The sequence below is a fragment of the Streptoalloteichus hindustanus genome (genome assembly GCF_900129375.1).
GTDB lineage: Bacteria > Actinomycetota > Actinomycetes > Mycobacteriales > Pseudonocardiaceae > Streptoalloteichus > Streptoalloteichus hindustanus.
This window is the reverse complement of the sequence record NZ_FQVN01000002.1, coordinates 219,998-231,112: the sequence shown is the minus strand read 5'-3', so window position 1 is coordinate 231,112 and position 11,115 is coordinate 219,998. Positions and strand designations below refer to the sequence as shown.

The window sequence follows — 11,115 nt, the reverse complement described above, 5'->3', positions numbered from 1 at the left end:
GCCCGGGCCGGCCGCGGGCAAACTCCAGGTGGGAGCCATTCGACGGGGCGCTCCTCGCTACCCTTCGCGACGTGGTGGCGGGCAAAGCGGTCGGCAGGGTGGCGCGAGGCACGAGAGCGCACGGCACGACCGCGACGGAGGGTGGACAGGACGCGGTGGACGACCAGCGACGGGCCCCCGCCGTCGAGCCGGCGGCGGGGCGGATCGGCACACCGGAGGAGCCGGCCCCCCTCGACCGCGGCGAACGCCGCCAGCTCGACGTGGTGCGCCGCTTCGGCACCGTCGGCTCGCTGCTGCTCGCGGTGGGCGCCCTCGGCGCCGGCGCCAACCCGGTGCTCCCCTCCGTGCAGGGTCTGCGGCTGCTCGGCCTGCCGGCGCGCCTGCCCACGGCCTCGCTGGCGGTCGCCTACGCGGGGCTGCTCATGGTGGTGCTCGCCTGGCTCGCCCTGGGCCGGCTCGCCAGACCCGGCCGGCCCCGGCTGATCTCCCGCAGCCAGCTCGACCGCACGCTGGTGATGTGGGCCGCGCCGCTGGCGCTGGCGCCGCCCATGTTCAGCAGGGACGTCTACAGCTACCTCGCCCAGAGCGAGATCGCGGCCAGGGGGCTGGACCCGTACCTGGTCGGCCCGGTGGACGCCCTCGGCCCCGACCACCCGCTGACCAGGGGCGTGCCCAACATCTGGCGCGACACCCCCGCCCCGTACGGGCCCCTGTTCTTCTCCTTCGCCAGGGTCATCACCTGGGTCGCCGGCGACAACGTGGAGCTGGGCATCCTGCTGCACCGCGCGCTGGCGCTGGCCGGCCTGGCGCTGATCGTGTGGGCGCTGCCCCGGCTGGCCCGCCGTTGCGGCGTCCAGCCGGTGAGCGCGCTCTGGCTGGGCGCCCTCAACCCGCTCGTGCTGTTCCACCTGATCAGCGGCGTGCACAACGAGGCGCTGGCGATCGGCATGATGCTCGCCGGCTTCGAGGTCGCGCTGCGCAACCGGCGGGTCGCCGCGGTCGTCGGCGCGCTCCTGATCACCTGCGCCGCCGCGGTCAAGATCTCGGTCGCGCCCGCGCTGGGCTTCCTCGGCGCGGCCCTCGCCCGGCGGCGCGGCGGCCGGATCAGCGACCTCGTCAAGGTCGCGTTGCTGCTCACGGTGGTGTTCGTCGCCGGCCTCGTGGCCACCTCGCTGCTCAGCGGGCTCGGCTTCGGCTGGACCGGCACCCTGGACACGGCGAACAAGGTCAAGAGCTGGATGTCGCCGGCCACCGCGCTGGGCATGCTCGGCGGCGGCATCGGCATCGCGCTGGGCCTGGGCAACCACAGCGACGCGGTGATCGCCCTGACCAGGGCGATCGGCATGGGCCTCGGCGGGTTGGCCATGGCGGCCCTGCTCTGGCTGTCGTTCCGCAGCTGGGGCCGGCACCGCGTGCGGGAGCCGCTGGCCTGCCTCGGCGTCTCGCTCGGCCTGTTCATCCTGCTCGGCCCGGTCGTGCACCCCTGGTACCTGCTGTGGGCCGCGATCCCGCTGGCGGCCGCCACCAACTCGGCGCGCTTCCGCACCGCCGCGACCGGCATCAGCGTCTTCCTCGCGCTCATGGTGCCGCCGCCCGGCTCGACCTTCGACAACCGCGTCTACGTGCTCTGGCAGGCGGTGGTCGCGGCCGTGATCGTGGTGCTGCTCCTGCTCTGGTTCGTCCGCAGGGTGCTGCTGCGCGAGCAGGGATTCCCCACCGCAGCGCCCCTTCCCCCGACCCGGTGACCCGGATCACGGTTTCCGCTGGTGGCAGGCCCCGTGTGGGGCCCGCCCACCGGCACGGCCTACGCTTGCCCGCCGTGAGCCCGAACGCCGATTCACCGCCAGCAGTCGAGGTGTCCGGGCTGGTCAAGCGCTACGGGTCGACCACCGCCGTGAACGGCGTCGACCTGCGACTGGAGCGCGGCCAGGTGCTCGCGCTGCTCGGCCCCAACGGCGCGGGGAAGACCACCACCGTCGAGGTGTGCGAGGGCTTCCTGCGACCGGACGCCGGCCGCGTGCGCGTGCTCGGCATGGACCCGGTGGCCGACGCCGAGCGGCTGCGGCCGCGGGTGGGCGTGATGCCGCAGGGCGGCGGCGCCTACCCGGGTGTCCGGGCCGACGAGATGCTGCGCCTGGTCGCCGCGTGCGCGGCCAACCCGCTCGACGTCGACTGGCTGCTGGACGTGCTCGGGCTCGACGCCGCCCGACGCACCCCGTTCAAGCGCCTGTCCGGGGGCCAGCAGCAGCGGCTGTCGCTGGCCTGCGCCCTGGTGGGCCGGCCGGAGCTGGTGTTCCTGGACGAGCCGACCGCCGGCATGGACCCGCAGGCCCGGCGCACGGTGTGGGACGTGGTGTCCGCGCTGCGCGCCGACGGCGTCGCGGTCCTGCTCACCACGCACCTGATGGACGAGGCCGAGACGCTGGCCGACCACGTGGTGATCGTCGACCACGGCCGGGTCGTGGCCGAGGGCACGCCGGAGGAGCTCACCAGCGAGCGCGCCGAGCGGCAGCTCCGGTTCCGGGCCCGGTCGGGCCTGGACCTCGACCTGCTGCTGAAGGCGCTGCCCGAGGGCTGCCACGCGGTCGAGCCCCACCCCGGCTCCTACCTGGTCACCGGCGAGATCGACCCGCAGGTGGTGTCCACCGTGACGGCCTGGTGCGCGCAGAACGGCGTGCTGGCCAGCGAGCTGCAGGTGGCCCGGCGCAGCCTGGAGGACGTCTTCCTGGAGCTGACCGGACGGGAACTGCGCTCGTGACCGCGCTCCCGAGAACGGCGGCGCTCCCGAAGACGACAGGGCTCGCGAAGACAACGGGGCTCCCGAGGACGACGGGGCTGGGAACAACCTCCACGAGCAGGAAGGCATGACGGTGTCGCTCACGAACGCCTCCGGCCCGACCGGGCAGCGTTTCGCCGCCGGCACGTTCCGCCCGCGCCCCGGGCGCGGCCGCCTGCTCGGCATGCTCGCCACCCACACCCGCACCGAGGCCGTGCTGACCCTGCGCAACGGCGAGCAGGTGCTGCTCACGCTGTTGATCCCGCTGGCGCTGCTGGTGGGGCTGAGCGTGCTCGACGTGCTGCCGCTGCCGACCCCCAGGGTCGACGCGGTGACGCCCCGGGTGGTCGCGCTGGCCGTGATGTCCACGACCTTCACCGGGCAGGCGATCGCGCTGGGCTTCGACCGGCGCTACGGCGTGCTCCGCCGGCTCGCGGCCACCGCGCTGCCCCGGTGGCTGCTGGTCGCCGGCCGCGTGCTGGCGAACCTGCTGGTGGTCGCGGTGCAGCTCGTGGTCATCGGGGTGGTCGCCGCCCTGCTCGGCTGGTCCCCCGCCCTGGGCGGCGTCGGATGGGCGCTGCTGTTCGTCCTGCTGGGCGGGCTGGCCTTCGGCGCGCTGGGTGTGCTGCTGGGCGGCTCGCTGCGGGCCGAGATCGTGCTCGCGCTGGCGAACACGGTGTGGTTCGTGCTGCTGCTGGCCGGCGGCATCGTCGTGCCGCTCAGCTCGCTGCCCGGCGGCCTGGCCGCCGTCGTCCAGTTGCTGCCGTCGAGCGCGCTGGCCGAGGGCCTGCGCACCGCGCTGGTCGACGGCGCGTTCCCCGGCTGGCAGCCGCTGGCCGTGCTCGTGGGCTGGACCGCGGTCGCCGGCCTGGCCGCCACACGCACCACGCGCCTCACCTGACCCGCGTTCCGTCGGCCCCGATCCGGCGCGTCCGGACCGGGGCCGACGTGTCGGTGGCGGCCGGCGTGACCGGGACCGCATTCGGGGCGACCCGCCGCCGGGACATGTAGCCACACCACCTACCATCGCCACCGTGCCAGCCTTCTCCTGGTTCTCCCGCCTCCCCGCCCCGTCCCTCGCCCTGCAGCGCGCGTTCGCCGTCGCCGCGGTGATCACGCAGGCGGGCATCGCGGTGACCGGCTCGGTGGTCAGGGTGACCGGGTCCGGGCTGGGCTGCCCGACCTGGCCCGAGTGCTTCCCCGGCAGCCTCACCCCGGTCGCGCACCCCGAGTTCCACGCGTTCAACCAGTGGGTCGAGTTCTCCAACCGGCTGCTGACCGGCGTGGTCGGCTTCGTCGGCGCGGCCTGCCTGATCGCCGCGCTGCTCGTGCGGCCCCGCCGCCGACGTCTGGTGTGGCTGGCGGCGAGCATGCCGGCGGGGGTCGCGGCGCAGGCGGTCATCGGCGGCTTCACCGTGCTGACCGGCCTGGTCTGGTGGTCGGTGGCGGTCCACTTCCTGGTCTCGATGGTCCTGGTGTGGCTCGCCGTGCTGCTGCTCCGCGCGGTCGGCGAGGGCGAGGGTCCGGTGCGGCGGCTGGTGCCCCGGCCGCTGCGCGCGCTCCAGGTGGCCAACGCCGGGGTGCTGGCCGCGCTGCTCGTCGCGGGCACCCTGGTGACCTCGGCCGGGCCGCACTCCGGCGACTCGAAGACGCCCCGGCTCGACCTGCCGATCGCCACGCTGGCCCAGGTGCACGCCGACCTGCTCTTCCTCTACCTCGGCGTGCTCGTCGGCCTCGGCTTCGGCCTGCGCGCCAGCGGCGTGGACCGGCGGATCTGGTCGCGGTACTGGTGGCTGATCGGCGTCGTCCTCGCGCAGGGCTGCCTCGGCATGGTCCAGTACTGGACCGGCGTGCCCGAGGTGCTGGCCGCCATCCACGTCCTGGGCGCGGGGGTGGTCGTCGTGGCCACCGCGGCGTTGTGGACCGCGACCCGCGACTACGGCCCGATCCCGGCGCCGCCCACCCCGGCCTCCGGCCGGACGGCGGACGCTCCGGCCACCACCGCCGCCTGAGACACCAGCGGTGGCCTGAGGCGCGGTGATCCCGGGGCGGTGAAACCCTGGGGCGCGGTGGTCAGGCGCGCTGAGCGTCGCGGGTGTGCTGGAGCCGCCGCCGGAGGTCGTCGAGCGCGCCGGACAGCGAGCCGTAGACCTCGTCGACCGTCCGGAGCCGCTCGGCCCGCTCGGGGTCGCCCGACATCAGGCGCAGACCGCCGGCGGTGAGCTCGCGGACGCCGGCGATCGCCTCCAGCCGGCCCTGCACGAAGTCCACCCAGCGCTGCTCGTCCACCCGGTACAGGGCGGCGAGCCGGCCCCGGCGGGTCATCTTCCGCACCAGGCCGTTGCCGCCGAGCAGGCGCAGGTTGGTGCTGATCGAACCGCTGCTCGCCTCCAGCGCGGCGGACAGCTCGGCGGCCGTGCGCTCGGGTGGGTTGCAGACCAGCAGGTACCCGAGGATGCGGCCGGCGATGAGCGGTAGGCCGTCCCGCTCGAAGGTCATCGCGAAGTGCTCAACCCAGGACGCCAGCAGGTCTTCCCGCGCCATGGCCGCTCCCTCTGCTCCGGTGGGCCCTTGACCCACTTTTCAGTGGACACTGAAACCGCAGACTAACCAGGGTGCACCATGTGATCAACAGGGGAAGTTGTCCACAGACCCGTGATCCTGTCCACAACAACCCGATCGTCGGGTGAACGCGGGCCGGGTTCCGGGGCAGTTGTCCACAGGCGACGCTTTGCCCGTGGAGCGCGGCGCGGGGAGCCGATAGGCTGGAGCGGGGCTCGCCCCCCAGGGCGGGTGGGGGCTGTCCTGGGAGAGCGGACGGCGCGCGGACGCGGGCCAGAGCCAGAGCTGACCAGGGGCAGAGCCAGAACCAGGAAGATCGACAACGGGGTGACCCGCTGGTTACCTTCTCCCTCACCCGGTCGTGGAAGAACGCGTGAGGTGGGCATGGAACTGGTGGTCCTGGGCACGGCGACGCCCTACCCCCGGCCGGACCAGGCCTGTTCCGGGTACCTCCTGCGCGCGGCCGGGACCACCGTCTGGGTGGACGCCGGACCGGGCACTCTGGCGAACCTCCAACGCCACCTCCGACCCGACCAGCTCTCGGCGGTCTGGCTGTCGCACACGCACGCCGACCACACCGCCGACCTGCTGACCGCCTACTACGCCCTGGCCTTCGCCGACCTGTCCCCCGCCGCGCCGATCCCGGTCTTCGGGCCGCCCGGCTGGGCCGAGCGCATGGAGGCCTTCCTCGCCAGCGGTCAGCCCAACCCGATGAAGCGGGTGTTCGAGGTGCACGAGCTGCACGACGGGCACGAGGTCGACCTGGCCGGGCTGCGGCTGACCAGTCGCGCGGTGGAGCACGGCCTGCCGGCGTTCGGGCTGCGCGCCGAGCACGGCGGGCGCAGCCTGGCCTACTCCGGCGACACCGGCCCGTGCGCGGCGCTGGAGGACCTGGCCAGGGGCGTCGACCTGCTGCTCTGCGAGGCCGACTCCAGCACCTGGCCGGCCGGCGAGCCCCGCTGGCACTGCACCCCGGAGGACGCGGGAGAGACCGCGCGCCGCGCCGGCGCCGGCCGCCTCGTCGTCACCCACGTCGGCCCGTCGCTCACCCCAGGGGAGGCCACGCGGCGCGCCGAGGTGGCCTTCGGGGGCCGCACGCACTGCGCCCGCGAGGGCGACGTGTACTCGCTCCTCTCGGCGTGACCCCCCTTCGGGTGGGAGATCGCGACCGCGCCTCAAGATCACGAGTGGCCCGTCCGATCCGTGTCTGGCTCACCCAGGATCGGAGGAATTCATGCGGGGGAAGCTCGCGGGCTCGGTCGCGGTTGGTCTGGCCGTCGCGCCCGCCCTGCTCGTGACGCCCTCGGCGGCGGCGCGGCCCGAATGCGTCCACGTCTCGCCGGACGCGGCGCGCTACGTCGAGGTCGACCGCAACAACGTGTACCTGGTCGACGGCTACCACGAGGGATGCGTCGAGCGCACCTCGCGGACGGTCAGCGGCGGCTTCTGCCCCGACGAGGACGGCTGGGTCCGCTGCAACGCCTGGACGAAGGGAAGACAGGAGAAGACCTTCCTGGAACTGCAGGACTCGTCCTATGTGGACAAGGAGGCCCTGGCGCCCAAGCCGGAGCCCCAGAGCGCGGAGCCCGCGGCCGACCAGCCGGACAGGCAGCCGGAGCCGGCCGCCGAGCAACCCCAGCCAGAACCCGAGCCCCAACCCCAGCCCCAGCCCGAGCCCCAACCCGTCGGTGGTTCGGCCGAACCCCAGCCCAGCTCGGAGCCGCCAGCGGACCAGACCGACCCCGGCGCACCGGAGCCACAGTCCACTTCGGACACCGAGCCCGCGCCCCAGCCCGATGTCGTCCAGTCCCCGGCGCCCGCGCAGGGCACCGCCGGCACTCCGGCCCCCGACACCGCCGAGAGCCCGGGCGCGGACACCCCGGCGCCCCAACCAGTTCCCGAACCGCCGGCGGCCCCCGCCGCTCCCGAGGCCCCACAACCAACCCCAACGAACCCTCCGCCGGCCCAGCCCGAGCCTGGTTCCCCGAGTTCACCCGCCGGGACGGCGAGCGCACAGCCTCAGCCCGTCACGCCAGCCCCCGGCTCCTCCCCCGCCCCGAGCGCGCCGCCACCCCAGCCCACCGCCGGACCTCCGGCGTCGCCGTCAGCCCCGAATCCCCGGGGAACGCCGGCGGTCCAGCAACCAGCTCCGGCCCAGCAGCCAACTCCGATCCAGCAACCAGCCCCGCAGCCCGCCGCCCAACCAGCGGCCCGTCACACCTGAGGGCGGCCGAGCTGGGATCGGGGTCAGAGCGCGGACAGCGCGAGGCGGACCGCCGAGGCGTACCGGGCGGGCGCCTCCGGCCCGGTCTGGCCGAAGCCCAACGAGGGCTCGATCAACTCCAGCTCCAGCAGGAGCTGTCGGCCGTCGGCCCCCCGCAGCACGTCGACCCGCGCGGACACGAGGTCGCCGCGACGCAGCCCGAACCGGGCCGCCACCGCGTCCAGGGTGTTCTCGGCCAGCTCGCGCTGCTCCGCCGTCGGCGTGGTCGCCGTCAGCCGCTCCGCGAGGTACGGGCCGGACGTCGCGTCGCCCAGCATCGGTCCCTTGTGGAACGAGTGCGAGTAGACGCCGCCCAGGTAGACCAGCGAGGTCTCCCCCTCGGCGGCCACCGCCGGCTGGTAGGGCTGCACGAGCGCGAGACCGCGGTCGGTGTGCAGCTCGGCCAGGTGGCTCTCGGCCAGCGCCCGCTGGTCGGGGGCGAACCGGCGCGTGCCGCGCGAACCGGCGCCGACCGCCGGCTTCACCACGACCTCGACGTCCGGCCAGTCCGGGACAGCGCCCGGCGGGACGAGCTCGGTGGGCACCACCGCCACCCCGTCGGCCGCGAGGTCGACGAGGTAGGACTTGTCGGTGTTCCACCGCACCACGTCCGCCCGGTTCGCCAGGCGCGGCACCGAGTCGCACCAGGCGAGGAACTCCTTGCGGCGCAGGGTGTAGTCCCAGGTCGCGCGGATCACCACCAGGTCGGCCTCGGCGAAGCCGGCGTCCTCGTCGTCCCACGGCGCGAACGCGGCGTCGACGCCCACCTCCGCCAACGCGGCCGGCAAACCGGCGTCGTCGGGCTCGGAGACGGGCATCGCCGCACAGGTCGCGAGCAGGACGCGAGGACGGCTCACCGCCCGGCCATCCGGTGCCGGTGCCGCGGCCCGATCTTGACCTGGGCGGTGGTCTCCAGGTCCCAGCCGGTCAGCTCCAGGCCCTCCACGGCGGCGACGACGGCCTCACCGGTCGCCACGTCGGCCACGACGACGTCGCCGAGCGCGCCGTCCTCGCCGACCAGGGTGACGCGGGCGCCCTTGCGCCCCAGGTACTGGACCACGGCGCGGCCGGTCCTGCCGTGCTCGGCGACGAACCGGCGGGCCGCGTTCACCGCCGACGCGGGGGCGGCGGGGGGCTGGCTGGCGGCAGTCTGATCAGACACGAGCGGAGCCTAACCCGCGAGTAGCCGCGATGGTCGACAAAGCCGGAGCCGATCACCTGTCAGCCGGGAACAGCCCGGGGGCGAGTGGATGTTGTGCCGGACAGGACGACAGGCGAGACGATCACGAGCGGTGAGGAGGCCCGATGCGGGCAGTGGTGGTGCGGTCCCACGGCGGTCCCGAGGTGCTGGAGTCGGCCGAGGTCGACGCGCCGACGCCGGGCGCCGGCGAGGTGCTGGTCGAGGTGGCCGCGGCCGGGGTCAACTACATCGACACCTACCACCGGACCGGCGCGTACCCGCTGCCGCTGCCGTTCACACCGGGGCTGGAGGGCGCCGGCCGCGTCGTCGCGGTCGGCGAGGGCGTCACGGAGTTCGCGGTGGGCGACCGGGTGGCCTGGGGCAACACGCTCGGCAGCTACGCCGAGCACGCGGTGGTGCCGGTCAGCGACGCGATCGCGGTGCCGGACGGGGTGGACCTGGAGATCGCGGGCGGCGCGTTGTTGCAGGGGATGACCGCGCACTACCTGACCCACTCCACCTACCCGGTGCGGCAGGGCGACGCGGTGCTGGTGCACGCCGCCGCCGGCGGGATGGGCCTGGCGCTGACCCAGTTCGTGAAGGCGCTGGGCGGCCGGGTGATCGGCACCGTCTCCACCGAGGAGAAGGAGCGGCTGGCGCGGGAGGCGGGCGCCGACGAGGTGATCCGGTACACCGAGACGGACGACCTGGCCGCCGAGGTGCGCCGCCTGACCGACGGCGCGGGCGTCGCCGCGGTGTACGACGGGGTCGGCGCGACCACCTTCGACGCCAGCCTGGCGAGCCTGCGGCCCCGGGGCGTCCTGGCGCTGTTCGGGGCGGCCAGCGGGCCGGTGCCGCCGGTGGACCCGCAGCGGCTCAACGCCGCGGGGTCGGTGTTCCTCACCCGGCCGACCCTCAAGCACCACGTCGCGTCCAGGGAGGAGCTGACCTGGCGGGCCGGGGACGTGTTCCGGGCCATCGCCGAGGGGACGCTGACCATCCGCGTCGGGCACCGCTACCCGCTGGCCGAGGCGGCCACCGCCCACGCCGACCTCCAGGGTCGGCGCACGACCGGCAAGCTCGTGCTCCTCCCCCGCTGATCTCCAGGTCTGATCACCGGGAAAACCACCAGGGGGCCTTCCGTCATGTGACGGAAGGCCCCCTGGGTTGTTTCAGGTCTCGCGGAGGACTCAGAAGGGCCAGCCGAGGGCCGGCCAGCCGAGCAGCGAGTCCACCGACATCCCCACGCACACCAGCATCAGGTACGTGTTCGAGAGGTGGAACAGCTTCATCGGGTTGGTCTTCGCCCCGCGCTTCGTGGCGGCGTGCAGCCGGTGGGCCACCACCAGGAACCAGGCGCCGGCGACCACGGCGGAGACCGCGTAGAGCCAGCTCGTGGCCGGCACCAGCAGCAGCGACCACAGCACCGTCGCCCACGTGTAGAGCACGATCTGCCGGGTCACCTGGACCGGGGTCGCGACGACCGGCAGCATCGGCACGCCGGCCCTGCGGTAGTCGTCCTTGAACTTCGTGGCCAGCGCCCAGGTGTGCGGCGGCGTCCAGAAGAAGACGATGCCGAACATCACCAGCGCCGGCCACTCCACGGTGCCGGTGACCGCCGACCAGCCGATCACCACCGGCATGCAGCCCGCCGCGCCGCCCCACACCACGTTCTGCGCCGTCCGGCGCTTGAGCACCAGGGTGTAGACGAGGACGTAGAACAGGATCGTGGCCACGGCCAGCACGCCGGCCAGCAGGTTCGTGGTCGCCCACAGGAACACGAAGGACGCGACGCCGAGCACCAGCCCGAACACCAGCGCGTGGCGCGTGCTCACGCTGTGCTTGGGCAGCGGCCGCACCTTCGTGCGTTTCATCACCGAGTCGATATCGGCGTCGGCGACGCAGTTCAACGCGTTCGCGCTGCCGGCGGCCATGATGCCGCCCACCAGGGTGGCGAAGAAGGTCCCGAGCGGCGGAAGTCCGCGCTGGGCCAACAACATCGCCGGGATGGTGGTCACCAGCAACAGCTCGATGACCCGCGGCTTGACCAAGCCCACGTACGCCCGGAGCAGATCGCCCGGGGTGCGGGCTCGGGAGGCTGTGGGCAGCTCGACGGCGGTGCTCACAGCGCCCCCCGCGCAGCGCTCACCGGCGGCATGGGACTCCTCGTCGGTTCGGGTGTCGACCCTGGACAGTGGGCCGTGGGGAATGGTAGTCGCACTACTCAACCATCCACCCGCCGGGGTGCTTCGCCCCGCGTGGGTGGTGGCGTGCGGATCACGCGATCAGCGGACCCGGACTAGGCTGACCCGCGGACGAGGGAGAACCAGCGGG

General features: G+C 74.2%; 11 protein-coding genes. 7 read left to right on the top strand and 4 right to left on the bottom strand.

Going from position 1 to position 11,115, the window contains the following annotated elements; genetic code table 11:
* Positions 1 to 74: 74 nt before the first annotated feature.
* The 4 genes from mptB (at position 75) to BUE43_RS06625 (ending at position 4,788) form a co-directional block, all read left to right on the top strand.
* The gene (mptB, locus tag BUE43_RS06640) at positions 75 to 1,745 is read left to right on the top strand and encodes a polyprenol phosphomannose-dependent alpha 1,6 mannosyltransferase MptB (RefSeq protein ID WP_407697102.1); all 1,671 of its coding nucleotides are present in this window, start codon (positions 75 to 77) and stop codon (positions 1,743 to 1,745) included.
* Between the two features lie 74 nt (positions 1,746 to 1,819).
* Positions 1,820 to 2,758 (top strand): ABC transporter ATP-binding protein, encoded by a 939-nt coding sequence (locus tag BUE43_RS06635; RefSeq protein ID WP_073480938.1) that lies wholly within the window; start codon positions 1,820 to 1,822, stop codon positions 2,756 to 2,758.
* A 106-nt stretch (positions 2,759 to 2,864) separates the two neighbouring features.
* The gene (locus tag BUE43_RS06630; RefSeq protein WP_073480512.1) at positions 2,865 to 3,677 is read left to right on the top strand and encodes an ABC transporter permease; all 813 of its coding nucleotides are present in this window, start codon (positions 2,865 to 2,867) and stop codon (positions 3,675 to 3,677) included.
* 133 nt (positions 3,678 to 3,810) lie between these two features.
* Positions 3,811 to 4,788 (top strand): COX15/CtaA family protein, encoded by a 978-nt coding sequence (locus tag BUE43_RS06625; RefSeq protein ID WP_073480511.1) that lies wholly within the window; start codon positions 3,811 to 3,813, stop codon positions 4,786 to 4,788.
* Positions 4,789 to 4,849: 61 nt separating this feature from the next.
* Here BUE43_RS06625 and BUE43_RS06620 read toward each other — a convergent pair whose 3' ends face one another.
* Complete coding sequence (locus BUE43_RS06620) at positions 4,850 to 5,320, bottom strand: MarR family transcriptional regulator (protein WP_073480510.1); 471 nt, start codon at positions 5,318 to 5,320, stop codon at positions 4,850 to 4,852.
* 402 nt (positions 5,321 to 5,722) lie between these two features.
* Between BUE43_RS06620 and BUE43_RS06615 the strand changes: the two genes are divergently transcribed.
* Both BUE43_RS06615 and BUE43_RS34080 read left to right on the top strand, forming a co-directional pair.
* Positions 5,723 to 6,481 carry an MBL fold metallo-hydrolase gene (locus tag BUE43_RS06615; protein WP_073480509.1) on the top strand — a complete coding sequence of 253 codons (759 nt, stop codon included), beginning with the start codon at positions 5,723 to 5,725 and terminating at the stop codon, positions 6,479 to 6,481.
* Positions 6,482 to 6,572: 91 nt separating this feature from the next.
* Positions 6,573 to 7,562 carry a hypothetical protein gene (locus tag BUE43_RS34080; RefSeq protein ID WP_159447701.1) on the top strand — a complete coding sequence of 330 codons (990 nt, stop codon included), beginning with the start codon at positions 6,573 to 6,575 and terminating at the stop codon, positions 7,560 to 7,562.
* Between the two features lie 23 nt (positions 7,563 to 7,585).
* Here BUE43_RS34080 and BUE43_RS06610 read toward each other — a convergent pair whose 3' ends face one another.
* Positions 7,586 to 8,419 (bottom strand): ATP-grasp domain-containing protein, encoded by an 834-nt coding sequence (locus BUE43_RS06610; protein ID WP_073480508.1) that lies wholly within the window; start codon positions 8,417 to 8,419, stop codon positions 7,586 to 7,588.
* A 35-nt stretch (positions 8,420 to 8,454) separates the two neighbouring features.
* Positions 8,455 to 8,763 (bottom strand): Rossmann-fold NAD(P)-binding domain-containing protein, encoded by a 309-nt coding sequence (locus BUE43_RS06605; RefSeq protein WP_073480507.1) that lies wholly within the window; start codon positions 8,761 to 8,763, stop codon positions 8,455 to 8,457.
* A gap of 143 nt (positions 8,764 to 8,906) precedes the next feature.
* On the opposite strand from BUE43_RS06605, the gene BUE43_RS06600 reads away from it, so the two are divergent.
* Positions 8,907 to 9,881: a quinone oxidoreductase family protein gene (locus BUE43_RS06600; RefSeq protein WP_073480506.1), complete on the top strand. Its 975-nt coding sequence runs from the start codon at positions 8,907 to 8,909 to the stop codon at positions 9,879 to 9,881.
* A 90-nt stretch (positions 9,882 to 9,971) separates the two neighbouring features.
* Here the strand turns inward: BUE43_RS06600 and BUE43_RS06595 are convergent, their stop codons facing one another.
* Positions 9,972 to 10,889 carry a heme o synthase gene (locus BUE43_RS06595; protein WP_407697101.1) on the bottom strand — a complete coding sequence of 306 codons (918 nt, stop codon included), beginning with the start codon at positions 10,887 to 10,889 and terminating at the stop codon, positions 9,972 to 9,974.
* Positions 10,890 to 11,115 lie beyond the last annotated feature (226 nt).

What these genes read in the sequence shown, in the direction of transcription:
- BUE43_RS06600 (WP_073480506.1), top strand. Translation starts at nt 8,907, where the DNA reads ATGCGGGCAGTGGTGGTGCGGTCCCACGGCGGTCCCGAGGTGCTGGAG.
- BUE43_RS06615 (WP_073480509.1), top strand. Translation starts at nt 5,723, where the DNA reads ATGGAACTGGTGGTCCTGGGCACGGCGACGCCCTACCCCCGGCCGGAC.
- BUE43_RS34080 (WP_159447701.1), top strand. Translation starts at nt 6,573, where the DNA reads ATGCGGGGGAAGCTCGCGGGCTCGGTCGCGGTTGGTCTGGCCGTCGCG.
- BUE43_RS06620 (WP_073480510.1), bottom strand. Translation starts at nt 5,320, where the DNA reads ATGGCGCGGGAAGACCTGCTGGCGTCCTGGGTTGAGCACTTCGCGATG.
- BUE43_RS06610 (WP_073480508.1), bottom strand. Translation starts at nt 8,419, where the DNA reads ATGCCCGTCTCCGAGCCCGACGACGCCGGTTTGCCGGCCGCGTTGGCG.
- BUE43_RS06630 (WP_073480512.1), top strand. Translation starts at nt 2,865, where the DNA reads ATGACGGTGTCGCTCACGAACGCCTCCGGCCCGACCGGGCAGCGTTTC.